Origin of the sequence: Octadecabacter antarcticus 307 (assembly GCF_000155675.2) — a bacterium.
Lineage (GTDB): Bacteria > Pseudomonadota > Alphaproteobacteria > Rhodobacterales > Rhodobacteraceae > Octadecabacter > Octadecabacter antarcticus.
In genome coordinates, this window is sequence record NC_020911.1 from 4,270,151 (window position 1) to 4,293,844 (window position 23,694).

The 23,694-nt window shown below is 52.9% G+C and carries 17 protein-coding genes and 5 pseudogenes; 15 read left to right on the forward strand and 7 right to left on the reverse strand.

Annotated features, from left to right (window positions below):
- Positions 1 to 4: 4 nt before the first annotated feature.
- Entirely contained in the window at positions 5 to 535 is a 531-nt protein-coding gene (locus tag OAN307_RS21770; protein WP_015501635.1) for an MFS transporter, read from the forward strand.
- Positions 536 to 554: 19 nt separating this feature from the next.
- On the opposite strand, the pseudogene OAN307_RS21775 reads toward OAN307_RS21770, so the two are convergent.
- A pseudogene (locus OAN307_RS21775) lies at positions 555 to 827 on the reverse strand (transposase); the annotation flags it as partial.
- A 135-nt stretch (positions 828 to 962) separates the two neighbouring features.
- On the opposite strand from OAN307_RS21775, the pseudogene OAN307_RS27255 reads away from it, so the two are divergent.
- Positions 963 to 2,276 (forward strand): annotated as a pseudogene (locus OAN307_RS27255) (IS110 family RNA-guided transposase).
- A gap of 202 nt (positions 2,277 to 2,478) precedes the next feature.
- Here OAN307_RS27255 and OAN307_RS27260 read toward each other — a convergent pair.
- Together OAN307_RS27260 and OAN307_RS21805 are read right to left on the reverse strand one after the other, a co-directional pair.
- Positions 2,479 to 3,388 (reverse strand): annotated as a pseudogene (locus tag OAN307_RS27260) (transposase); the annotation flags it as partial.
- 306 nt (positions 3,389 to 3,694) lie between these two features.
- Positions 3,695 to 4,267, reverse strand: a complete 573-nt coding sequence (locus tag OAN307_RS21805) for a TetR/AcrR family transcriptional regulator (protein ID WP_015501636.1) — start codon at positions 4,265 to 4,267, stop codon at positions 3,695 to 3,697.
- A gap of 101 nt (positions 4,268 to 4,368) precedes the next feature.
- Here OAN307_RS21805 and OAN307_RS21810 point away from each other — a divergent pair, with 101 nt between their 5' ends.
- Positions 4,369 to 4,950: an NAD(P)H-dependent oxidoreductase gene (locus OAN307_RS21810; protein WP_015501637.1), complete on the forward strand. Its 582-nt coding sequence runs from the start codon at positions 4,369 to 4,371 to the stop codon at positions 4,948 to 4,950.
- Between the two features lie 71 nt (positions 4,951 to 5,021).
- Positions 5,022 to 5,564, forward strand: a complete 543-nt coding sequence (locus OAN307_RS21815; RefSeq protein ID WP_015501638.1) for a hypothetical protein — start codon at positions 5,022 to 5,024, stop codon at positions 5,562 to 5,564.
- Between the two features lie 321 nt (positions 5,565 to 5,885).
- Here OAN307_RS21815 and OAN307_RS21820 read toward each other — a convergent pair whose 3' ends face one another.
- A complete protein-coding gene (locus OAN307_RS21820; protein ID WP_015498511.1) occupies positions 5,886 to 6,827 on the reverse strand; it encodes an IS1595-like element ISOan10 family transposase in 942 nt (313 codons plus the stop codon).
- 88 nt (positions 6,828 to 6,915) lie between these two features.
- Here OAN307_RS21820 and OAN307_RS31760 point away from each other — a divergent pair.
- The 4 genes and pseudogenes from OAN307_RS31760 to OAN307_RS29225 all read left to right on the forward strand — a co-directional run bounded on the left by OAN307_RS31760 (position 6,916) and on the right by OAN307_RS29225 (position 13,581).
- A pseudogene (locus tag OAN307_RS31760) lies at positions 6,916 to 7,941 on the forward strand (IS110 family RNA-guided transposase).
- Positions 7,942 to 8,729: 788 nt separating this feature from the next.
- Complete coding sequence (locus tag OAN307_RS21830) at positions 8,730 to 9,830, forward strand: efflux RND transporter periplasmic adaptor subunit (protein WP_015501639.1); 1,101 nt, start codon at positions 8,730 to 8,732, stop codon at positions 9,828 to 9,830.
- Positions 9,827 to 12,988 carry an efflux RND transporter permease subunit gene (locus OAN307_RS21835; protein ID WP_015501640.1) on the forward strand — a complete coding sequence of 1,054 codons (3,162 nt, stop codon included), beginning with the start codon at positions 9,827 to 9,829 and terminating at the stop codon, positions 12,986 to 12,988. Before OAN307_RS21830 ends, OAN307_RS21835 begins: the two co-directional genes overlap by 4 nt.
- 446 nt (positions 12,989 to 13,434) lie before the next feature.
- On the forward strand, positions 13,435 to 13,581 hold the full coding sequence (locus OAN307_RS29225) for a hypothetical protein (RefSeq protein ID WP_187292512.1): 147 nt from the start codon (positions 13,435 to 13,437) through the stop codon (positions 13,579 to 13,581).
- Positions 13,582 to 13,871: 290 nt separating this feature from the next.
- Here OAN307_RS29225 and OAN307_RS21840 read toward each other — a convergent pair whose 3' ends face one another.
- From OAN307_RS21840 to OAN307_RS31535, 3 genes are all read right to left on the reverse strand, one after another.
- Positions 13,872 to 14,600 (reverse strand): SapC family protein, encoded by a 729-nt coding sequence (locus tag OAN307_RS21840; RefSeq protein ID WP_015501641.1) that lies wholly within the window; start codon positions 14,598 to 14,600, stop codon positions 13,872 to 13,874.
- 319 nt (positions 14,601 to 14,919) lie between these two features.
- Positions 14,920 to 17,811 (reverse strand): Hint domain-containing protein, encoded by a 2,892-nt coding sequence (locus tag OAN307_RS29230; RefSeq protein WP_015501642.1) that lies wholly within the window; start codon positions 17,809 to 17,811, stop codon positions 14,920 to 14,922.
- A 565-nt stretch (positions 17,812 to 18,376) separates the two neighbouring features.
- Positions 18,377 to 18,562 (reverse strand): integrase core domain-containing protein, encoded by a 186-nt coding sequence (locus OAN307_RS31535; protein ID WP_044044239.1) that lies wholly within the window; start codon positions 18,560 to 18,562, stop codon positions 18,377 to 18,379.
- 330 nt (positions 18,563 to 18,892) lie between these two features.
- Between OAN307_RS31535 and OAN307_RS21860 the strand changes: the two genes are divergently transcribed.
- The 7 genes and pseudogenes from OAN307_RS21860 to OAN307_RS21885 all read left to right on the forward strand — a co-directional run bounded on the left by OAN307_RS21860 (position 18,893) and on the right by OAN307_RS21885 (position 23,678).
- Positions 18,893 to 19,201, forward strand: coding sequence for an IS3 family transposase (locus OAN307_RS21860; RefSeq protein WP_015499717.1), 309 nt, complete (start codon positions 18,893 to 18,895; stop codon positions 19,199 to 19,201).
- Between the two features lie 20 nt (positions 19,202 to 19,221).
- On the forward strand, positions 19,222 to 19,497 hold the full coding sequence (locus OAN307_RS27265) for an IS3 family transposase (protein WP_083903082.1): 276 nt from the start codon (positions 19,222 to 19,224) through the stop codon (positions 19,495 to 19,497).
- 13 nt (positions 19,498 to 19,510) lie between these two features.
- Positions 19,511 to 19,822, forward strand: a pseudogene (locus tag OAN307_RS27270) (DDE-type integrase/transposase/recombinase); the annotation flags it as partial.
- Between the two features lie 262 nt (positions 19,823 to 20,084).
- On the forward strand, positions 20,085 to 21,161 hold the full coding sequence (locus tag OAN307_RS21870; protein WP_015500866.1) for an IS110 family RNA-guided transposase: 1,077 nt from the start codon (positions 20,085 to 20,087) through the stop codon (positions 21,159 to 21,161).
- Positions 21,162 to 21,216: 55 nt separating this feature from the next.
- Complete coding sequence (locus tag OAN307_RS21875) at positions 21,217 to 21,471, forward strand: integrase core domain-containing protein (protein WP_275450626.1); 255 nt, start codon at positions 21,217 to 21,219, stop codon at positions 21,469 to 21,471.
- 429 nt (positions 21,472 to 21,900) lie between these two features.
- Entirely contained in the window at positions 21,901 to 22,662 is a 762-nt protein-coding gene (locus OAN307_RS21880) for an MGH1-like glycoside hydrolase domain-containing protein (RefSeq protein WP_408634918.1), read from the forward strand.
- Positions 22,662 to 23,678: an ABC transporter ATP-binding protein gene (locus tag OAN307_RS21885; RefSeq protein WP_015501644.1), complete on the forward strand. Its 1,017-nt coding sequence runs from the start codon at positions 22,662 to 22,664 to the stop codon at positions 23,676 to 23,678. Before OAN307_RS21880 ends, OAN307_RS21885 begins: the two co-directional genes overlap by 1 nt.
- The last annotated feature ends 16 nt before the right edge of the window (positions 23,679 to 23,694 follow it).

The following is a 23,694-nucleotide window of genomic DNA, read 5'->3' on the forward strand; positions in this document are numbered from 1 at the left end:
GATATTGCCCTTTGCGCAAGTGTCACTGAACGTATTTGCCGCGCGAATTGAAAAGGAAATCGATGTCAAAATCATGAACCGTGCCCATGGATTCTGGAGCATGGGGATCATGGCAGGCAGCCTTACCGGCGTTCAACTGGCATCGTTTGGGTTGGCGGTAACCGTGAGCCTTGTCTCCGTAGCTGTCGTCTTGATGCCGATTTTGATCATGGTCGCTAACGCCTTGCCCGATATCAAAACGACGCAATCCAAAACCGTGACGGACGAAGCGCTGCGGCCGATACCAAATGCAGTTTGGCTGGTAGCAGCAGTGATATTCGGCGCCACGATCGTAGAGGGTGCGATGATCGATTGGGCCACCGTTTATATGGTCGAAATCGCTGGTGTCCTTTCAGGATCCGAAGGATTGGCCGTCACAATCTTTTCCGGCTTCGTCACGCTTGGCCGCTTTATGGGTGATGCCCTAAATACCAGTTATGGGACCGTATTTCTGGTCCGGCTTTGCCTTGGTTCAAGGGCAATCCCCCATTTTTAATGGGGCTCGGCCGTAGAATTCACGTGGCTGTTTTCAGTTTCATTGCGGGCGTTATGCCGCCGATGCCCGTGTTGGGTCTCTCATTGTTGTAAGTCCAGAGCCATTCTGTCGCCTGGTTTTGGGCCTCCTCAATCGTTTCAAAGATGTACTGGCTCAACCATTCGCCGCGAACGGTGCGATTGTATCGCTCGATATAGGCATTCTGTTGAGGTTTGCCTGGCTGGATGTGTTCAAGCCGAACACCGTGCTTTTCAGCCCATGTCATCAAGGTCCCGCTGATATATTCCGGCCCATAACACCTTCGGAATATCGCTAATTTAAGGCTATGACTGCCTGCGCAGCCCCAAATAACGCAGCAGGTGGTCATAGCCGTGCCTCAGGTCCCTACGGTGGTTTTGTACAAACCACACCGCAAAGGAGACCAACTATGACCGATATCATTATTACACAAACTGCGCCCGTTTTGGTGGCCATCGATATCTCGAAGGCCCGCGACGAAGTTCTCATTGCTATTGCGGACAAGAAGCGCTGCCGTCGTTTGACTGTTCTGAACCAGCTAGACGACTTCAATCGTCTAATCACATCGCTTGCCTGCTACGGCCGCCCTGTCCGTGTAGCTTTTGAAGCAACGGGTAATTATCACCGTGCCTTGGCTTATCATCTTGCCGCAGCAGGTTTTGAGTTGAAGTTGGTGTCATCTGTGGCCCTGGCCAGAACGCGAGAGGCCTTGCACAACAGTTGGGACAAAAACGACCCTAAGGATGCCCAGGTCATTCTTCACATGATGGAGATCGGGAACGAGCAGTTTTATCATGACCCCCTCGTGCGTGGCACTAACGACATCCAAGAGCTTTCCAAAACGCATGACATCGTATCCAAGTCGAAGACCGAGTTGTGGCACCGAGTTGTGGCACCGAGTTTTAACCCATTATCTGCCGCTGTATTTTCCTGAAGCTGATCGTTTCCATCGCAGTTCTCGCAGTTCTCGCAGTGACTGGTTCTTTGCTTTCCTTGAACGTTATCCGTCACCACACTTGATCTCAGCCATGAGCAAGGAGGCATTCATCGCTGACGCTTGGGATGTGGTGGGCCTCAAGGTTGCAAAAGAGCGTTTACTTTCAGATATCTACGAGACTGCCAAAGTATCAGTCGGACTGCCGGTTGCCGCAGATTCCGACGCGATAAGCATGTTCCGCTTGGTTCTCGGGGAAGGCCGCAGTCTTATCGCGCAACGCAATCAAATTGAAGATCGCGCCGTCGCGCTTCTCAAGGACCTACCAGATTATAAGCTACTGACATCGATACCTGGAATCGGTCCCATCAATGCTTTGACAATTTTGGCAGAAGCTGGGGATGTACGGCGCTTTCGTCATCACCGGCAGTTTTCGAAGTTCTGTGGAATGGACCTTGCGACTATGCAATCAGGTACATTCAGAGGGCAAACCAAACTGTCAAAATATGGCAATGCTCGGCTTCGTCGAACGCTTTGGATGGCTGGACAGGTTGCTATTCTGCAGCGCACCAACAGCTTCCGCGACAAGTTCGAGCGCTACATCGCCAAAGACCGTCACAACACCCATTTGCGCCGAAAGGCGTACACCGCAATCGCAGCGAAGATGGCCCGAACCGTTCATGGGATCATCAAGCACGGCGAACCATATCGCCCCTTCTTTGAGGGGTGATCGACAGCAGTAGGACCTTTCTCTGTAAGGGCCGTGGAGGCAGACAACTGACCTCGTAGATAATGTTTAGGCCTTCTGCTCAACGACCCAAAGATCTCGTCTTAAGGACGGTGAGAGCCGCAAAAGCGTACTCTGTGTTTGTTATGGGAGAGACAGTTCGTTGACCAAAATGCCAAACTGAGCAATGCTTCTAACGTGTCGAGACGCCTCGATGCGACAATAACCTGACGCCAATTCAGCTAATCATTCCGCGCATAGGACGTTATCGACACGTATGGTTTGGGGTTTGCCGCGCCACTCGATGATCTGGTTCAGGCTCCGGACGACGCGTTCTGCGGGCAGCGAGAAGTCCACGTCAATGCACAAGCCTTCACGATTGAAGTCATCCAAGACGTTAAGAGTTCGGATTGATCTGCCGTCTGCAAGCTGATCCGCCATGAAATCCCCTCTCATTGATTGCACAGCAATCAACTGCCGGGCAGCGATAGACCAGGTCTCGTTTGGTGCATCAGGCACCGCTAACGGCTCGGGTTTGTCACGTTTGAGGCGATTTTTTGGCTTGATCCGCAGGTTCAGCTCCAGTTCACAGTAGATCCGCCTGACGGCCAGTGGGATACACGCGTTTGTGGTTCCAGCCGTAGCCCTGCACGTTGCGTAAATATAAAAAACACAACCCAAAGCCCCACGTGCGCTTGTTCTTGGTCAGGCGTTCCAGCCAATCTGCTCTCTCCTCATTCTCATCACTCAAGATCGGGCTGTACCGATAGCAGGTCTCGCTAATTTGGAAGGTACGACAGGCAAGTGCGATACTTGTGCCCCGCTGCATGACTGCATTCATGGCCATCCACTGGCCGGCAGGTGAATGGCACATTCACCGAGAGGGAATCGTCGGTGAGACGGCCTTAGCGCTTTATTCCGAGCGCCTCCTTCAGAAGATCGTCTCGGACATACTCATCGCAGCATACATCCTCTTGAGACGGCGGTTTTGCTCGGCCATGTCCTTCATCTCGGTGATCAAGGACGCATCCATGCCGCCGAACTTGGCACGCCACTTGTAAAAACTGGCGCTACTCATCCCATGCTCCCGACACAGCTCAGAGACCGGCGTACCGCCCTCCGCCTGCTTCAAAATGCCCATGACCTGTGCGTCGCTAAATCGCGCTATCTTCATCAAAAATCTCCTCAGATATCTTGCCGAGAAAAATCTGCTTTTAAACACCACTAATTTTAGGGGGGATTACCAAACCTTCCAAGAACAATTGACGCCGCTCTCTGAAAAGAGACACGTTGTGATGGTCCCAAACGCAACTCACGGTTTGTTACATGCAGATATGTTCAACGACCAACTCCCATCTGATTGGCCGTGGCACCTTCAATATATGTTCTTGGGCATGGGGAGAGATGCCCACAGTGAGCAGAATCTCGGCAAGATCGCCGACTGGATATTAACGGTCCAGGCGTACTGAATCCTGCTGAATCATGGCGTTAGCCAGGCGGCAAGATAAGGCATCAGCCGTGCCTGAATGGATTGCGTGTTATGGAGAGCGCAAAAATTTGTCGCCATGGCCTGAACCATGAAAGCCTGAACGCCCTCGGCTTTGAGGGCCGGGGTAATGTCTTGGCGAAACTGTGTCTTGGCTAACCAACGTTCTAAAATCTCTATCTGCCGGGCAAACGTTAGAGCGATATGACCGATTTCTTCCACTGCAGCCGCACCAGAATAACGCAGAATGAGGTCGAAAACATACCTCTCACTGGTCATGAAATCGCTGAGCGGTATGAGCGCCTCTACCAATTCCTCAACAGTGTTAGGCATTGCAAGTGCTTCTAGCTTATCGAGATGCTGATCGATCCGGCCACCTATTATCAGATCCATAAGGGCGTTTTTGTCTTTGAAATGCGCAAAGAAGGTGCCCTTGGCGGTGCCCGCTGATAATACGACGTCCTCAACACGCAGCTCTTCGAACCCACGCTTATCAATAATCTCTTCTGACGCCGCTATAAGGCGGGTTCGTGTCTCAAGTGTTCGCTTCTGTTGTGCTCTTGCCATAGGGGTTTTTCGCACAAAAATTGACTACAGTCAAATATAATCATTGACCGCGGGCAGTAATGTGGGTATTAAATTGACCATAGTCATTTTAGGAAACCCCCATGACATCGAAACGCATATACATCCTCAACGGTCACCCTGCAGAAAATTCGCTGAACCGGACACTTGCGGAAAGCTACGCACAAGCCGCGCAAGAGGCTGGCCATGAGGTCCGACTTACTCACCTACACAACATTTCTTTTGATCCTGATTTTGGATTTGGCGGCTACAAAGTTCAAAAACCGCTAGAAATGGACCTTGAGCAGGTTTTGACTGACATCGAATGGAGCGAGCATATGGTCATCACCACGCCTATGTGGTGGGGCGGCTTACCGGCAAAACTGAAAGGGCTATTTGATCGCACCCTGCTTCCAGGAAGGGCGTTCAACACGCGCGAAACAAATTGGATGGGTATGCCGACCCCCATGCTTTCCGGGCGAACGGGCCGCGTAATCATGACTTCAGATACGCCCAATTTATTCATGCGTTGGGTTTATCACAATGCCATGTTGCGTCAGTTGCGAGATCAGATTTTAGGCTTTATCGGAATAAAACCAGCACGTTTCACGCATTTTTCGGGTGCAAGCCATCCAAAACCGGCCATCCAAAACCGGCCATCGTCACGCGCTGGATCGCTGAGGTAAAGGGATATGGACATGGTGCAGTCTAATAAGTATTCCGGCTTAGATGAATTACAGAAGTTGAAAGATTAGATATGTCTGAATTAATAAAAGTCTCTAAGCTGGCCCGTTTTCTACATGTGGTCACAGTGGTGGCAATGATTGGACTGCCTATAACTATCGTCGGCGGGTTGATTACAACACCGCTGACACCAGCAGCTTTGAACGACACCGTCGATGGCATCACGACTTCTATGGATGCAACACGATGGCAGCTTATTACTGTGGTAGTTCTGAACCTACTCCGCCCCTTGGTCCTGTTTTTGACGCTGAATGAAATGCGAAGGCTCTTTGATCTCTTTGCCAAGGGTGAAATACTGACCGATCATTCTGAGGACCTGATCAAGGACATAGGGCAGGGATTTTTAGCCCTTGCGATTATACCATTCGTGCTGAACCCAGTGCAGTCGGGGCTGCTGACACTGGCGAACGGGCCGGGGGACAGGTCAATTGCCATCAGTTTTAGCAACGAAATGTTTATTTCAGCCCTTGCGGGCGGCGTTATAATTGTAATTGGCGGGGCCATGCGGGAGGCATTACGCGTAATGACCGAAAGTAGTGCCAACTCGCAACCTTAACACACAACTACTGACACCTGATACCAGCAATTTTTGTGGCCCCTCTTTGCACCCGAAAGGACTAACCAAAAACCACATGGTGTGATTGCGGCGGCCGCTTTCCAGTGGCGAACGAGGTCCTGTTATACTGGCCTCATGGAAACAAGCCATGAGGAGAACGACCATGACATATTATGTGGGAAGGCTTATCCCTTTTAGTCCGGTTGCCCCACATGTTGACGCGGCGCAGAACCTCGCCCTTGTGGCTTGAGAGGCGGATCGGATCAGTTTGTAACATCTGGTGGGTTTATGGGGCGTGGCTTTTGCCGTGAACAAGGGCCTTCAGGCGCGCTGTTCAACAAAATCACGATATGTCGCTGGGCCAATACCAACACCGATCCCCAGCAGCGTGTCGAAGGCGCTTCGCATGTGTCGCCGTCGGTTCCAGCGGAACACAAATTCGTCGAGATAGCGTTGCAGATGGCATTTTCTGAGGCCGTGGAAGACGCCTTTTGCCCACGTTTTTAGGTTGGAGAACACGCGGTGGACCCAGTGGAGTATGTCATGTGCCTTCTTGCCGCTGACGACCTTCGCCTCATGCGTGTTTGCAGGGGGATTTTCGTAACCTAGCCAGCCATCCGTGATGACGTGAGCGCCAGGCTCTACAGCCTGACCAATGAACCCGTGTAGCGTCTTTGATGCGCCGTCGGGAATGTGTTTCATCCTGATACGGCGCGGATGTCCGTCTCTTGATAACTCGACGGCGCAGACGACAAACATCTTTCCGACCGGGCTCCGCCCACCCTTTGGCCGGTCCTCGGGATCATGCCGGGACCGGAACGGAATCTCTGTTTCATCGATCTCGACAAGGTCTTTCAGGGGGTTGCGGTCAGGGTTGACCATCGACCGCCGCAGCTTTTGCAAGAGGAGCCACGCCGTCTTGTAGCTGCCAAGGCCAAGTTGCGCCTGAAGTTGCAGCGCTGACATGCCGTTGGAATGGCTGGTGATGATGTGCGCGGCAAGAAACCAAATTCGCAACGGCAAATGGCTGCTGTGCATCACCGTGCCAGCCGTCACGGATGTCTGCCGTGCGCAACCGGCACATTCCCAAGTCGCGCGATTTCGCTTTAACGGCCAGCCCTTGCAGGTGCCACAGGAAGGACACACAAAGCCCTCAGGCCAACGATGTTCCGCCAGATAATGCGAACACGCTTCCTCATCAGAAAACCTGGCGTCGAACGCCGGGCGGGACATGGGTTTGTCGTTTTTCCATCTGGCTGGCATGGGTAGAACAATACAAGAACATTGTAGATTGACAAGCCGCTTCACACCACATCAGGTGCCGCCGGAGCAAAGGGGATAAGCCTTTTATGTGGGATTAGACGTATCACTCAAAGAAGTTTCGATCTGTATTATCGATGATGATGGGGAGGTTGTGGCGCAGGGGACCGCGCCAGCTGATCCAGAAGGGGTGGCAGGTTGGCTCAAGAACCGATCTGGCCCCAAAGCGGATCGTGCATGAAAGTGGGCAGCTTTCGATCTGGTTGCAGCGTGGAATGGTGGAATTGGATTTACCCGCAATCTGCATCGATGCCCGCAAAGCCCATAAGAGTTTGTCTGCACGATTAAACAAGTCAGACAGTGCTGATGCAGAAGGTCTGGCGCAACTTGCACGGATGAACTGGTTCACTCCAGTTCACATCCGCAGCGAAGAGTCGGATCGTTTGCGTGCGTTAGTTGGAGGACGGGAACGTCTGATCCGGTTGCGTAAGGATCTGGAAGGCCACATCCGAGGCGTCCTTAAAACCTTTGGCATCCGTTTGACCGGGATCGGTCAGGCGCAGCAAAGGCAGGGTTTCCGCGATCAACTTGCCGCAGCTGGCGAAACCGATCCAGTGCTGCGCACCATCGCAGACGGGTTCATTGCCGCACACATCACGCTTTGCAATGCGACGGCTGACTTTGACCGCGCGTTGAAGGCAAAGTCAAAAGCAACCCGATCACGCGCCGCCTGATGACCATTCCGGGTGTTGGTCCCATCGTGTCGCTCAGCTTTGTTGCACTTGTCGATGATCCCGATCGGTTCAGCAAAACCGCTGATGTCGGCGCGTTCCTTGGTCTAACACCGAGGCGGCACCAATCGAGTGAAATGGATTGGTCGGGTCGAGTATCAAAGTGCGGAGATGCTGCGATGCGTGGATTGCTGCTTGAAGCGGCGTCCTGCGTCATCAGACAAGTGAAACGCTTCTCTGCTTTGAAATCCTGGGCAGTCCGACTGGCTGGACGGCGCGGGTTCCGCAAAGCCGCAGTCGCCACCGCGCGCAAGATTGCTGTGCTGATGCTGACGCTCTGGAAGTTAGGAACTGACTATCAATGGATACAGGAGGCCACTGCCTGAACTAAATTCTCGCCGGACGGGCGGGAAGCGAAGTCCCGACGGGACGGAGGTTGATTGATCTCGTAAAAACGGTTGGGACGTGGCCATTGCCGCGCAACCCGCAAACGACATTGGAGACAATCTACCACCGAAAACCATCATGAGGCGCGGACAAGTACGACAAGTAAGACGACCGCGACCTCGGAGAGAACCATGACCCGGACGGACAGATCGCAACCCCGCTTGACAAGGCTGCAAACAGAGAACCGTTTTTGGAACACTTTGGGGCTTGGCATCCAGTGTTTTGGAATTTCGTTTTCTGTCTATAGTCACCTCGCTCCGCTTGAATACCTCTGGCCATCGGTTGCGCTTGCGCGACTCCACGAAGAAACTGATTTTTGTAACAACGCGCTCTTCCTATCACTGGGATAAACAGAGGTGTCCTTGATGCCATTGGCCGCGCAAAGAACAGATTATATTATTCGATGAGACGCAGGCCGCCAACCGGTGAGCACTTTGGCAGACGAACAGCGCGTCCAATATGTTTAGCTGCGCTATCCGCGCCACCGTGTTTTTAACCCAAAAACGGCGAGCCTTGGGCCGTTGAGCACCTAACAATGTCTGCAGCTTCCGCAAACGGGCAATGTGAATAAATCGTCACGGCAATTGTGCGCGCACTTCATCCGCGGGGTCATCAAAACTGGGCGAAAGTGTCTAAAACTTGTCGGCCGAACGAAAGTCTTGTGCCATGTCATTGTTTATTGTGAAAAAGCGCTATCTAAATGCAATTCGGGGAGAAAAAATTGCGTATGTTTAAATCTATTTTAATTGTGTCCATGGCACTTTTTTCGCATGACGTTGGGGCCCAAGGCCGGGCGGCTGCAGTCGGCGTACAATCGGTAGAACAACAGGTTTTTGCGGAAACAGTTCCGGTCTTTGCACAAGTTGTGACCGGGCGGGATGGCGCAGTGGCCGGGCGTATCTCAGGCAACGTTGACACAGTCTATGTATTGGCTGGTGACCGCGTTGAGGCAGGTGATCTGCTGATTGAGGCGAACGGCGAGTTGTTGTCAATCCGTTTGGATCAATCCCAAGCGCAAATTGCAGAATCACAGGCAGCGACAAGAACCGCAGCCGCACGTCTGATGCGGGCGCAGATTAGCTTTGATCGCATCGAAGCGCTCAGTGATACGGCGTCTTTCAGTCAAGGACGTTTTGAAGATTTGGAAGCAGAACTGCTAGAAGCCCGCTCGCTACTCGCTGAGGCAGATGCGCGTGAAAAAACCGCACAAACGCGCCTTGCGGAAGCGCGATATCAGCTGGATCGCAGTATTATCACCGCGCCGTTTTCAGGCGTAATCCTTGAGGTTTTGACCATTCCAGGCGCGTTCATTCAAGCGGGCACACCGGTCGTGCGCATGCTGGATACAAGTGCGTTTGAAGTGCGTGCCAATGTTCCCGCACGCTATGCGGACGGCCTGCGCCCCGGCTTAATCGTGACGGCTGAGACGGATAGTGGGCTCAAAGTCGCGCTTGAGCTGCGGGCAACACTCCCGATTGAAGATCCTTCAACACGTACCCGCGCAGTGCTGTTCACGACCGTGCTTGCCGCGAACGATGCACTCGTTGCCGTTGGGCAATCCTTGACGGTTGATATCCCCTTAGGTGAAGCGCGCGCGATGGTGACTGTGCCAAAGGATGCGCTCGTTCAAGCCAGTGGTGGTTGGACTGTGTTTGTGGCCGTCGACGGTCAGGCCCAGCCGCGCACCGTCACAGTGGGCGTGCCCGTGGGAAACCGTTATGAAGTGTTGGACGGGTTGCAGATTGGCGATCTTGTGGTTGTGCGCGGAAACGAAAGATTACGTCCGGGCCAAGACATCGCGCCGTCCGTCGTGGAGGTCAGCCAGTGAACCTGATCCGTTATTCCATTGCTCGACCAGTAGCGGTCGTCGCGGCGGTTCTGATCGCAGTTCTTTTTGGAATGCTGGCGCTGTCGCGCATACCGATCCAATTGGCCCCCGATGTGCGCAAACCGATTGTCGTCGTGCAAACCAGCTGGCCCGGCGCCGCCCCGTCTGAAGTCGAGCGCGAGATTGTAAACCTGCAAGAAGAAACACTGCGCGGCCTTGAAGGGCTTGAAATCATGACGTCGCGGTCGCGCACGGGCGAAGCATCCGTGACGCTAGAATTTGCCGTTGGCACAGACATGAGCCAGTCGTTGTTGCTGGTGTCAAACCGTCTAGACCGTGTTGGAGGTTATCCTGCCGAGGCGAGCCAACCAACACTCAATACCTCGGGCGCAGATGACAGCCCGATCGCGTGGGTTTTGATGACCGCAAAAGAGGGCAACACACGGGCCATGCCCACCTATGGCGACTTTCTGGAAGACGTCATCAAAGACCGCGTCGAACGCATCGAAGGCGTGTCAGCCGTTAATGTCTTCGGCGGGACACAGCGTGAATTGCAGGTCATCGTTGACCCCCAACGACTGTCACGCTACGGCCTGACAGTGCCCGAGGTCGTGCGGGTTTTACGGTCTGAAAACATATCAACCTCAGCTGGGGACGTGGACGAGGGCAAACGCCGTTATGTCGTGCGCACCGAAAGCAGCCTGAACACCGAAGACGCGATCCGCAATGTTGTGCTGCGGTCAGATGTGGCGAACGGCGGTGTTGGCCGTGTCCGCGTTATGGACGTTGCCGAGGTGTCATTCGCCTACCAAGAGGCGACAAGCCGGCTGCGTTTCGAAGGAGAACCGGGCCTCGCGTTTAATGTGGTGCGTGAATCTGGCGCCAACGTGATCAGTGTTATGGAAGAATTCCGCGTGGTATTGGAGGAATTGCGTGTCGGTCCTCTGAACGACGTCGGGTTGAACGCGGAACAGGTTTACGACGAAACGATATATATTCAGGGCGCCATTGATCTTGTGATCCAGAATATTTGGATCGGCGCGGCGCTTGCTGCGTTTATCCTTATGTTGTTCTTGCGCAGTACACGCGCCACGATCATTGTATCTCTCGCCATCCCAGTGTCGATTGTCGCCACATTCGTGGTTATGGCGCTGACCGGGCGCACGCTGAACGTGATTTCATTGGCAGGGATCGCGTTTGCCATCGGCATGATCGTGGATGCGGCCATTGTCGTGTTGGAAAACATTTTTCGCCTGCGCGAGGCAGGGTATAGCAGACGCGAAGCCGCCTATCTGGGCGCAAAGCAGGTGTGGGGTGCGATCCTTGTGTCAGCCTTGACAACCGTGTTGGTATTTATTCCAATTTTGATCATGCAGCTTGAGGCGGGACAGTTGTTTCGCGACATCGCGGTGGCGATTTCCGTGTCCGTGATTTTATCCCTTTTGGTTGCCGTGACGGTCATTCCAGCGCTCTCCAGCAGGTTGCTTCGTGCGGATGATCAACTGCCCATGCGGATTTGGGGCGTTGATCATATTGCGTCAGGGTTTCGGCGCGCGGTGATGGCCTACGTGCGGATCACTGTGCGGTACCGTTCAATCGGGATTGCGATGGTTGCCGTAATTGCGGGCGGTGCAGCGATCGCCAGTTGGACGTTCCTGCCCCGTCTTGAATACCTGCCCGAAGGCAACCGCAACTTGGTCTTTGGTCTGATAATCCCACCACCGGGGTATAATCTGGAAACCACGGAAACAATTGCCCAACGCATCGAAAACGTCGCACGACCGCTTTGGGAGGCTGCGCCAGACACGCAGACGGAAGATGGTATTCCCTCCATCGACAGCTTCTTTTTCGTAGCCACACCTGGCAATTCGTTTGTGGGTGCTGGCGCTGTTGATCCTAGCCGCGCAGCTGAACTTATCCCTGTTCTGAGTAGCCCGATATTTGCAGAGCCAGGCACATTCGGGTTCATGACCCAGCCGTCGTTGTTCGGGCGCGGTGTTGGCGGCGGGCGTACGATTGAATTGAATGTATCTGGCCAAGACCTTGACGTTATTTTGGGTGTTGCGGGGCGGGCGGCCGGCATCGTATCACAAATTTTGCCCCGCTCGGAAGGGCATCAGTTCCGCCCCATTCCGGGGCTGGAACTTGGCGCACCCGAAGTGCGTCTGATCCCAGATCGTTTGCGGTTGGCGGATGCGGGGCTAGATAGTTCTGCACTGGCCGCCACTGTTGATGCGTTCAACGATGGGTTGCGCGTTGCGCAGGTCACGATTGGGTCAGACCGCGTCAATCTGGTACTGAAGGGCGATCCATCCGTCACTGACGCCGTGCGCACGCAAGACATCGGCAATTACCCCGTAGTGACTCCCGGGGGTCAGATTGTGCCAGTGTCTGCGCTGGCGGATGTCGTCCTAACAGCCGGCCCGACTGAAATTCGACACCGCGAACGATTGCGCACCGTCACGCTTGAGGTCCGGCCCTCAAACGATCTGCCTCTCGAACAAGCTGTTGAGATGTTGGAAACCCAAGTGGTTGCCGTGCTGGAACAGCAAGGGTTACCCAATGACATTCAGCTCAGTGTATCAGGCACGGCAGATCAGCTGAGCCAGACATGGGCTGCCATTCAGATTAATTTGATCGTCGCGATGATCATCGTATTCCTTGTTATGGCGATCTTATTTGAGAGCTTTCTGTTGCCACTTGTCATCATGATCTCGGTGCCTGTTGCTGCAGCAGGTGGCGTAGGCGGTTTGGCGCTTTTGAACACCTATCAAACCCAACCGTTGGATATGCTGACGCTTTTAGGATTCGTCATTCTAGTTGGAATTGTTGTTAATAACGCGATCCTTATCGTGCACCAAACGCTGTTTCACCTTCGCGACGAAGGGATGGAGCCTGTGGACGCCATAGAAGAAGCAACGCGCAACCGGATTCGACCAATATTCATGTCCACCTTAACCAGTGTAATGGGGATGCTGCCCCTGATTATCTTCTCCGGCGAAGGATCTGAACTCTATCGTGGGCTCGGCGCAGTTGTGGTCGGTGGCTTGTCACTGTCAGCCTTCCTCACGTTGCTGACGGTGCCGCCGCTGCTGCGACTTTGCATTCGTAAAAACGTTGAGGTGTCTGACTTAGAAACCATCGCACGGCCTGCTTAAAGGCCCTGACTGACGCATTCGATCAGGTCCTGTTTGGACAAATATCGGCCTTTGCAAAGCTACTCCACTGGCGACATGCGTGATCTTGATCACTGACCGCGCTGGAATGTTCAACTGATTATCATAACGCCACAATCGAGGCGGTAGAGAGCGATTTCGTCCTCTGCCGCTAAGCGGACATTGATCTTTACCAAAACAATAGCAGGCTTGCCGCCATCATTTGTTTCAGGCGCGTCGTTGACAACTTAGGGCTTGTGTTATGTTTTCCCCATCGATCTGCAAAGATTGAGCCATTGCCCGCTAAGCCAATTTCGGGGAGAACTGGTGGCGGCTGGATCGATATGGGCTTGGTCGTAAGGGACCGTTTCTGAGTATGGTCAGCCGCCGTCTTCGCATGAGGCCTGAACCACTGACCAACAGGCGATTGCGCAGCAATCTGCCGAAAGATGGGTACGCAAGCCACGGGCTTGCACGACAAGCATATCTTCGAGTGCATTGAAGTATTCTACAACCTAAAGCGCCGTCGCTCCGGCATCGGCTACCAAAAACCGCAAAAGGCATTTGACGATATCGCTAGGAAAGCGGCTGAATAGGATCAATAATAAAACTGTCCGTAATCTGGGGCGAACTTCATCTTATAAAATACGCCTTTTTGTACCTGTCATTTTTGCTGCCACCGCAGCCACTATGCTTGATGCTTGCTGAAATCCTTGACGACACAATTTTTCTGGCCAATGATGTAAGCAAGAAAAGAATACTGCTAGGTACATCCCGCCTGAATTTATTTCATCGGCCCTAGCGTATCTTGATGATGTGCGGGATTCAGATGCCCCATTATGAAAAAAGATGGCGCAAAGGTTAACTATCTTTAGCCGTGCGCCCGTCAATCTGAACTGGCGGCCGATTTCAGGCCAAGCATATCAACATTGTTGAACGACTGCAGGTGTACATAGCACAATTCCAACTCATCATTGTTGAACATCATGGTCAGTGTTTCCGGTGCGATGGCTTTTAGTTTCTCACGGTTGATCCGGAAGAAACCAGACAGACGGCGTGGTTGGCTTGCGTCGCCCATAAAGTTGGCAACGGCTGGTTCCAGCAGGCCAAGTTCGAGCAGCCGGGCGCAAAAGATTTTGGTTTGCAGGTGTTGATTTTGATACTGAGCAGAAAACTGAAGTTTATTCTCCAAATACTGCGTGCGTTCCCCGTCTGAATCGAAAAGGCGTTCGCCCACACCGTCGCTGTTGACACCTTCAAATTCTTCGTCGATGCACAGCACCAATTGGTCTTCTTCAGGGCTTTGTGCAAAAACAAAAGGATAACGGCGCAAGAAAGCAGGCACATATTTACCCGTCCATAAGCCGTCTTCGTCGATAAATTCGTTCTGATCACTTTCGACGCCTAGCAAAACTGATGGAAATATAGCGCCTTCAGAGCCAGTAAATACAATTACCAAATCAGCAGAAGATGCCGTAAACTCTGCTGCCACAATAGGTACCGTGTTGACGTGTTTTGCAAATGCGTATGTGTCGGTTATTTCGACAGATACGTCCTTATGTGCTTGGGTATTCACAGGTACGGCCCGGCCGTAAATTATGTTTTGCTTTGCCATTTTTTGCCTCTCAATCAGCCTCAATTTTTTCTAACGCGCGTTATCTTTTTAGGAAAAGGTGTTCAGATAAATAGATCTTAGTGAAAATGTGCCATATGTATCGTTAGGGGCAAGTATATGATTTCTTGTGTTTTTCGAGGTTACCTTAGAATGTAATTGTCCCATGTTTGGGTCGGTCGTTTGAGCCCAAGCAAGGGTAAGGGAGAACGCACCTTTAACAAAGCCATCTGCATAACGGGCGAGATAGGGACCTTTAGGCTGGCTTGTTGAATTATCGCCGAGAGGTCCCTACTAGCTTTGGCTGCCTTCGCACTTGAGATTAGCCATACGCCCTTTGGTCATCCAAGAGATGCTTGTCATTATTTTGATGACGCAGGGCCAGTTTTCGGGCCCGCTTGCCTTGAATGATCGGACGGCAAGACGTGGCAACAAAGGTCGGTGAAGCCGTTTCTGGGAACAAGGCATGGATTTCTTCCCGACCCGCAGCGCTAAGGCTTTTTTGCGCCTCTTTGCCGAGGTAAAGGCTCTCGGAGGGGACCCCATCAGCATAGACAATTTCGTGCTGATCAAAGAGGATGTGGAAATAAGTTACGTCTTCGACATCAACGGCGATATCGACCCCGTCAATCGCCAAAAGCTGTTTGGCCGAGATCAAGACTTCTGTGTTGCCGAACATCCGCTGAGCCACTTTAGAGGTGATCAAGACACGGTGTTGCGGTGATACGACCAAGTCGCCAACACCACATCCAGCGCTGATGACATCCTTACGAATGCGGATTGGCCGCAAATTTTCGTTTTCGGAAAGTTCGCTGGCGTCAACATCGCGGCGACCAGTCCAGCGCAAAGGTTGCAATCCGCGATCGCGGGTTTGAACAAGGTCACCAACTTTTAGGTGTTCTACTGGAATTTCGCCGCCCGCAGTCGCGATCAGGGTACCCAATACAAAGCAGACGACTGTTGCGGAGTCGGTACCTGTTCCAGAGGTGCCTACTATACTGGTGACCGCTGCAGAGACAGTAATAGTTTCATCCACGGCTGGGGGTTCAAAATCGACAAGGATTTTACCAGCAATAATATCATCGACGGTCAGAGTCACATCGGTGGTGGTTCCGTCGGGATTGGTGATCGTGAGCGTATCGCCTGCAAAGGCCCCCCCTGGCAATGCAATCTGAACATTGACCCGACCAATCAATTCAGCTTCATTTATGTCGCCGTCATTGTTCGCATCTTCCGTGATAGTTACGGTCGGTGCTTCACCCGTGAGACAATGAGGGGTCATCTCGTCCATGGCTGTAACTTCAATGAACAGAGACGCGGTCACATTCGCACTGTCTGTGTAGCTTATGACCGGAGCCGGCCCGTTATAATTCGGAGCTGGCGCAAAGGTGTAGCTGCCGTCAACATTGATCGTCAGTTCGCCCTCAGTGCGGACTACTGTCTGACCAGCGCTATAGGTATTGTTGCCCACTTGAAACGTGGACACTGTCACGCCGAGGTCGCCCACTAAGGTTGTATCCTCAGGCGTCGTGATCATGTCGGCGTTGAACACAATACTCTCGATACCAGTGAAACTTATCGAACCGCCACCGGCATTTAAGGTGAACGTGCCGTTTTCATTATTGCCTACATCATATTCAAGGGTGCCGTCACCAAGGCCATTTAGAACCAGAACGTCATTGTCACCGCCACCAGCATCTTCGCCACCCGCAATAACATCGCCAACGGTGCCATAGATAACGTCAGACCCGCCGCCAGCAGTCAGAGTGTCGGCCCCATGCCCGCCGTCCAAAACGTCAGCACCAGCACCGGTTGTGATGATGTCGCCACCGCCGCTGCCGGTGATGTGGAATTCCTCAATACCCGTGTAGGACGTTCCGCCCACTAGGCCAGAATAAGTTCCCGCGACATTTACAGCCGTGGTAGTGACCCCCCCTGATGAAGCGGAAAAGTCCATGATGATTCGGTCATGTCCGGCAGCGCCAGTTAAAGTGCCTCCACCACCAAGATCCTTAATAATATCGTTACCTGCACCCGTGGTGATGATGTCAGCAGCGTTACCAGTTTCAACGACGTCGTTGCCAATGCCGGTGGTAACAGTATTGATTCCGCCGGTCCCCGCTTCGATAACGTTATCGCCGCCCATCGCGGTAATCGTGTCTATGCCGTTGTCGGCTGTGATGAAACTATCGCCCGTACCGGTCGTGATCGTATTGTCCCCGCCGCCAGCGGCAATGTAGCTGTCCCCGTTACCAAGAGTGATTGTATCGATGCCTTCGCCGCCAAGAATGCTATTGGTGCCCGTTCCCGTCGCGCTGGACGTGATCGTGTTGGCCCCAGCAGTGCCCCACCCAGCATCAATGCAGTTGTTACCTCCACCAACCGTGATCGTATCGATACCGCTGCCACCAATAATAACATTGTTGCCATTGAAGGTTCCGCCGATCGAGAGCGTGTTAGCGCCGTCTCCAACCTCGATCCGGTTGTTGCCGCCACCCAGGGTCACTGTATCGATGCCGTCGCTGCCAAGAATGGTATTGTTGCCCGATCCGCCCGTGAGCGTGTTTGCCCCATTCGTGCCGTAACCAAGATTGATGGAGTTGTCGCCGTTACCAAAGGTGAGCGTATCAATGCCGGAGCCTCCAACAAAGACATTATCACCGCTTCCGACCGTGACCGTGCTGGCACCTTCTCCGGTGTCAAAATAATTATCACCGTCAGCGGTGGTAAGCGTAATAGTGTCGGTGCCGCCACCAGTTAACACCAAGAAATGCTCAATCGAATTTGGAGCGATTGTAACCGTGCCTGGCGAGCCGGCAAAGGAGATTGAGGTTGTGGTTGCGGAGACGGTAACTGCTGACCCACTGTAGTCCAACACCAACCAGTCATCGCCAGCACCACCGTCAACAACATCGGCGCCACCCGTCACAGTGATTATATTATCGCCGCTATTGCCGGTAATTATGTCGTCTGTACCTGAGTCCGTAACGTTGATCGGAGCCTCACCATCAAGAGTCAAACCAGTAACGCCAGCTCCAATGGTCAGATCTATGCCGGTCGCAGAAGCTGGCCCAGTGATAGTGATGTTATCTAAAGTGACTATTACAACTTCGGGGCCGTAGCCAGCCGCCAGACTAATAGTGTCGCCAGTGCTTGCAGCAGCCATGGCGTCTGCCACGGTCGCATATGGACTAGGTACAGAAAGAATTGACATTTTGTTCTCCATTGGGACATCCAGCAAGAAACTGAATAATTTAACTAACGGGATCACTAAATTTAGAAAAGCCTAGAAACGTTGATAGAACAGCTGCCGAAAAGAAGGCTTTACGGACGAGATCATGCCCTCAAGAAAGCTTCGCCGAAAACTGCTCAGTTAGAAAATTTTTATAGCGAGGTAAAAATTTTGTCAACAATTCGCGATAAAAGGGTTAAAAAATCCGGCAACTTCAAGTATTTGGAAACAGTATGATCCAGATGATCTGATTGGTGTGTCGGCGACGCGTAATCCGCTGCTTTTTTGCTGTAACTTGTTTGAGGGAACAGAATTATTAGTGGCGAATTATACCCGATCTTCCCGAATCAGAAACAAATATTGAAAATGGCTTACTTTGGCGCTGTCGGACTAGGCTTACTTCTATTCAGGACCTTTCTTTTGACTATACCAGTCTTAACTCTAAATTGAGTGGTCCTGCTTTTTAGGATAGGTTTAAGGCGTTTTTTGGACGGGTTTATGGCTGGGTTAAGATGCATCTGGTTTTTATTCATGCCGTTTTTCGTGTTTACACCTTACCAACGTATACGACGTCCGGCGTTCGCTTATCAAGGGCGGCGTGAGGGCGCTCTGAGTTGTGAAACTCAATCCAGTTATCTATGATACATTTTGACTGGAAGCACTCGCTGATTTCAAGTAGATAACTGTCCTCCTGTTTCAGGGTACCCCAGAGGCGTTCGATGAAGAGGTTCATCCAAATAGCGGCCGCGACCGCCCATTGAAACTTTGATGTCCGCTTTGGTCAAAGTCGTGACCGCCCCCCGCCGGCGTATTGACTGCTCTGATCCGTATTCATGAGCTATGGCTTTCCATATTTGGCAATAGCTTCCTCCAACGCCTCAACACAGAAGCTGGCATCTGGCGCATTTGAGAGCCGCTAGGACAGCGCCTTGCGGTTCGCCCAATCAATGATCGCCACCAAGTATAGAAAACCGTTTTTGACGGGATGTAGGAGATGTGAAGTGGTCCGGCAAAACTGGACAGCGTGCTAAGATGTATCCAACACGAACGAATGGATACGAGGATGACAAAGCGACGGAACTTTTCAGACAACTTTAAAGCTACTGTGGCGCTTGAGGCGCTGCGCGGTGACAAGACGGTTCAGGAGATTGCGGCCAAGCGGCAGCTCCACCCAACGCAGGTGAGCACATGGAAACGACAGGCGATCGAAGGCATGGCCGGGGTTTTTACCGACAAGGTCAAAAAGGCTCAGAACAAGGCCGGTGAGATTAAAGAGCTGCACGCCAAGATTGGTCAGTTAGCGGTGGAGAACGATTTTTTGTCACAAGGGCTGAAGACAGGTTATTTCGCTAAAGCGAATTCACCGGGGTGAGCCCATCAAAACGCCGCGAGATGGTCCGCAAAGAGAACACAAAACTGAGCCTGACGCGCCAGTGTAAGCTGCTCAAGATCAGCCGTTCGTCGATCTATTACACACCAGTTGGGGTGAATGCTGAGACGCTTAAGCTGATGCATGAGATTGATCGGATATTTACGAAATATCCATTCTTTGGCAGCCGACAGATAGCAGCCTATTTGCCCCAGTCAGGGTTCTCTGCGGGTCGGCATCGTGTTCGTCGCCTGATGAACATCATGCCTTGCCCGGCAGGCGATGCAAAGCATCGCTGAGAGGGGGTTGTAGGCCATCTACAAGGGGCCGAACACCAGCAAGAAGCACCCACAGCACCGCATTTATCCATACCTGCTGAGAAAGTTGGCAATCACCCGACCCAATCAGGTCTGGTGCAGCGACATCACCTACATACCCGTCAAGAATGGTTTTTTGTATCTGGTGGCGATCATGGACTGGGCAACGCGAAAAGTGCTGACTTGGCGGCTCTCAAATACGCTGGATGCTAGCTTCTGTGTTGAGGCGCTGGAGGAGGCTATCGCCCGATACGGCAAGCCAGAGATCATGAACACGGATAGTCATATAATGGTCACCAGTTCTCGGGTGGTTTGACTCAAACACTGATCGACCGTTTGTTGGGTTGGTGCCGCTAGGCGTCTCGGTGTGGTCTGACCCACATTCTGATCGACCTGACATGTGTCTTTCCCTGGACCTGTCGACCATCCGGGAACGCCTTGCGGTGAGGCTTTGTCTCGAAGATGCCGCGTGACCCAAGAAGGGCCTGACCACTTGATCTCATGACTGTCCTGTCCGTGCATTCTTTCCGATGAAGTTAGTTCAATCGAAAGCTGGAAAGGATGACAGCATGGCCAAACTCTCAAAGACTTCACCCGTCGTCGGTGGCGTCGATACTCACAAAGATCTGCACGTCGCTGCTGTTGTTGATCAAAACGATCAGGTGCTTGGTACGCAAAGCTTTGCCACCACGCGGCAGGGATACAAGCTGATGCTGGCTTGGATGCTATCCTTCGGAAACCTACAACGTATCGGGGTTGAATGCACTGGCAGCTATGGCGCAGGACTTTTGCGATATATGCAGGCTGCTGGTGTGGACGTCCTAGAGGTAAGCGCACCTGACAAGCTGGACCGAAGACGGCGCGGCAAGAACGATGACTTCGATGCGGAAAGTGCGGCTCACGCAGCCTACGAAAAACGGCGCACAGTAACCCCGCGCAGTCGAGATGGGATGGTGGAATCCCTGCGTGTGCTGAAGGTTTGTCGCAAAACCGCCGTCCAAGCGCGGCGGATTGCACTGCAAATTATCCAGACGACAATCGTTTGCGCGCCTGACCGATTGCGCGACACCCTGCGCAAGATGACCCGCATGCAACTGATCAGGACTTTAGCAGCCTGGCGTCCTGACCTGACTGCGTTTCGAGATATTGAAGAAGCTTATCGGATAGCTCTCAAATCACTGGCCCGCCGGTATCTTGAACTGCATGATGAAGTCGCCGAGCTGGACATTATGATCCAAGCAATTGTCACAGATTTGGCCCCAGAGCTGATCGCACGCAACTCAATCGGGTTGAACAGCGCAGCCCAATTGTTGCTGACCGCAGGCGACAATCCTCAACGCCTCCGATCCGAAGCCAGCTTTGCTGCATTGTGTGGTGTCAGCCCAGTTCCTGCCTCATCGGGCAAAACCACACGACACCGCTTGAACCGAGGTGGCGACCGTGCCGCGAACAGTGCGTTACACATCATTGCAATCGGACGGTTGCGGTTGGATACGAAGACCCAAGAATACGTCGCACGTAGAGTAGCCCCAGGCCATTCAAAGCTAGAAGCGATCCGCTGCCTCAAACGATACATTGCGCGCGAAGTCTTCAACATCATCGCGCGTCGCCACAAACAAATAAATCAGGCTCAGATCGCGGCTTGACACTTAGAAGGGCGTCCAGGGCAGCCAATACACTGGCGCAGGCTGGATCACAACTTTGACCGAAGCCAACATCAAAATATCAATGGACGGACGCGGCCGCTATCTCGACAATATCTTCATCGAACGCCAGTGGCGATCCCTCAAGCAGGAGGCCGTTTACTTGCATGAAATCACCGGCGGGTTCCACGCAAAACGGATCATCGATACATGGATTGGGTTCTACAACTCAGAACGCCCTCACACGGCCCTTGATAAGCGAACACCGGACATCGCATACTTTGGCCACGCGGAGATACGAAAATCGGCATGAACATAAATTAGATGCATCTTAGCCAAGCCACATACCTGTCCTGAAAAGCAGGACCACTTCAATGCTGCTGCACCAAACCTGATTGGGCAGCGTGATTGCAAGCTTTCTAAGTAGGTATGCGTAAATACGATGCTGATGGTGTTTGAGCTCTTATAGATGGCCTGCAATCCCATGAGGTTCATCAGGCGGCGGACACGATGCCGCCCTGTGGAGAACCCCTGTTGGGGAAGGTAGGCTGCAATCTAGCGGCTTCCGAAGAACGGGTATTTCGTGAACACCCTGCCAGTCTCATGCATAAGTTTAATTGGAGCAGTTCGGCGCCACCCTTATGGGGTGACGCCGAAGTTGGCACAAGGATCGACAAGTTCGAACGACTGCCCCGGCGCGTCGCTTGTCAAAAAACAGCGATGCACCAAACAGCATATCCAAGTGCCGGGATTGTTGGCAGGATCGACAATTCGAATCCATAAGACCAGTAGAAAGGATGCCGAAGGTATGCGCCCCAGAGAGGCCGAATATGACCGCTACATTGCGATGGTTCAGTTTGGCGTAAAGGTCGTCGGGTGGGATCAGACGCGGATCGTGGCTGACGGCCCGTTCCTGATGGCCGATCCTGGGATCACATTCGTACTGTTGCGCGCACATGAAGACTTGGCGGTATTGGGCAGGGCCTTGGGCGAAGACGTCACCGAAATTGAAAGCTGGGCCGCGGCGTTGCGCAATGCGCTGCCTCTGATCTGGAACCCGGAACTCGGCGCCTATGATGCGAAAGATTTGCGAACAAGACTGTTTGCAGGCGTGCTCGGCTCTGGTGCGTTTCTGGCATATTTGGCAGGTGCCTCAAATCCGGAACTGGATGCCCAGCTGATACGCGTCTGGGATGCCGTACGCTATGGCATTGCATCAGCAGACCCAGAGGCGGCCATTTTCGATCCACGCCGCTATTGGCGCGGGCCAACATGGCCAGTGATCGACGCACTTATGGCGATTGGGTTGCGCGACTCTGGACGCCACGACCTTGAAGCGAGGCTGCGCGCTGAGACAGCAGAACTTATCGAGAAACACGGGTTCTTTGAATACTTTGATCCAACCGACGCGACGCCGTGCGGTGGCGACAATTTCACTTGGACAGCCGCAATCTGGCTAACATGGGCCGGGCGCGATTTGGACCAAGCCAAAGGGGCCGCCTGATGTCATCAATCGAGTTGAAAGCTGTTGAGAAATGGTTCGGTGACGTTCAGGTCATCAAAGGGGTTGATCTCGCAATTGAGGAGGGCGAATTTGTTATCTTTGTCGGACCATCCGGCTGCGGAAAATCGACACTGTTGCGCATGATCGCCGGACTAGAGGAAACGACGCGCGGGCAAATCCTGATCGGTGAACGCGACGCGACTGCTGAGCCGCCAAGCAAGCGTGGGCTGGCGATGGTTTTTCAATCCTACGCGCTTTACCCGCATATGTCGGTTCGCGAAAACGTAGGCTTCCCGCTTAAATCTGCGGGACTTCCCAAGGCAGAGATAGATGCAAAAGTCGACGAAGCCGCACGCGTTCTTAAACTTGATGGTTATATGGATCGACGCCCCAAAGACCTGTCTGGCGGACAGCGCCAGCGGGTGGCCATTGGCCGCTCAATTGTGCGCGACCCCACCGCGTTCTTGTTCGACGAACCACTGTCCAATCTTGACGCAGCACTGCGGGTAGAAATGCGCTATAAAATTGCGAAACTACACCAAACGCTGAAATCTACGATGATCTACGTTACCCACGACCAAGTAGAAGCAATGACTCTGGCCGACCGGATCGTGGTGCTGGAGTTCGGAAAAATCGCTCAAGTGGGTAGCCCGCGAGAGCTTTACGAAAAACCCGCCAATCTGTTTGTTGCACAGTTTATCGGTTCGCCAAGGATGAACGTTATGCCGGCCAAAGCTGTCCCAAAGGTGCAACTGCCCACCAAGGCTGTTTCGCTTGGAATTAGGCCAGAGCATATTTCGGTTGTCGACGAGGGCGATGGACATCTTCAAGGAACGGTCGACGTATTGGAATATCTAGGTGCCGATACGTTTGTTATCATGGCGTGCGGCGAGGCAGGACAAGTCACCGTCCGGATCAAAGCCGATACGACGTTGAAACCCGGGACCAAGGTGGGACTATTGTTCCCATCAGAGAGCTTTCATTGCTTTGACGACATTGGGCTTGCCATCGACTAAGTCCGGCGGCAGTTGC

Excerpts from the sequence above, each read along its gene's own strand:
- OAN307_RS21805 (WP_015501636.1), bottom strand. The coding sequence starts at position 4,267 with ATGGCAAGAGCACAACAGAAGCGAACACTTGAGACACGAACCCGCCTT.
- OAN307_RS21820 (WP_015498511.1), bottom strand. The coding sequence starts at position 6,827 with ATGCCAGCCAGATGGAAAAACGACAAACCCATGTCCCGCCCGGCGTTC.
- OAN307_RS21840 (WP_015501641.1), bottom strand. The coding sequence starts at position 14,600 with ATGGCAAAGCAAAACATAATTTACGGCCGGGCCGTACCTGTGAATACC.
- OAN307_RS31535 (WP_044044239.1), bottom strand. The coding sequence starts at position 18,562 with ATGAACCTCTTCATCGAACGCCTCTGGGGTACCCTGAAACAGGAGGAC.
- OAN307_RS29230 (WP_015501642.1), bottom strand. The coding sequence starts at position 17,811 with ATGTCAATTCTTTCTGTACCTAGTCCATATGCGACCGTGGCAGACGCC.
- OAN307_RS21860 (WP_015499717.1), top strand. The coding sequence starts at position 18,893 with ATGACAAAGCGACGGAACTTTTCAGACAACTTTAAAGCTACTGTGGCG.
- OAN307_RS21885 (WP_015501644.1), top strand. The coding sequence starts at position 22,662 with ATGTCATCAATCGAGTTGAAAGCTGTTGAGAAATGGTTCGGTGACGTT.
- OAN307_RS29225 (WP_187292512.1), top strand. The coding sequence starts at position 13,435 with ATGGGTACGCAAGCCACGGGCTTGCACGACAAGCATATCTTCGAGTGC.
- OAN307_RS21810 (WP_015501637.1), top strand. The coding sequence starts at position 4,369 with ATGACATCGAAACGCATATACATCCTCAACGGTCACCCTGCAGAAAAT.
- OAN307_RS21815 (WP_015501638.1), top strand. The coding sequence starts at position 5,022 with ATGTCTGAATTAATAAAAGTCTCTAAGCTGGCCCGTTTTCTACATGTG.
- OAN307_RS21870 (WP_015500866.1), top strand. The coding sequence starts at position 20,085 with ATGGCCAAACTCTCAAAGACTTCACCCGTCGTCGGTGGCGTCGATACT.
- OAN307_RS27265 (WP_083903082.1), top strand. The coding sequence starts at position 19,222 with ATGGTCCGCAAAGAGAACACAAAACTGAGCCTGACGCGCCAGTGTAAG.
- OAN307_RS21830 (WP_015501639.1), top strand. The coding sequence starts at position 8,730 with ATGTTTAAATCTATTTTAATTGTGTCCATGGCACTTTTTTCGCATGAC.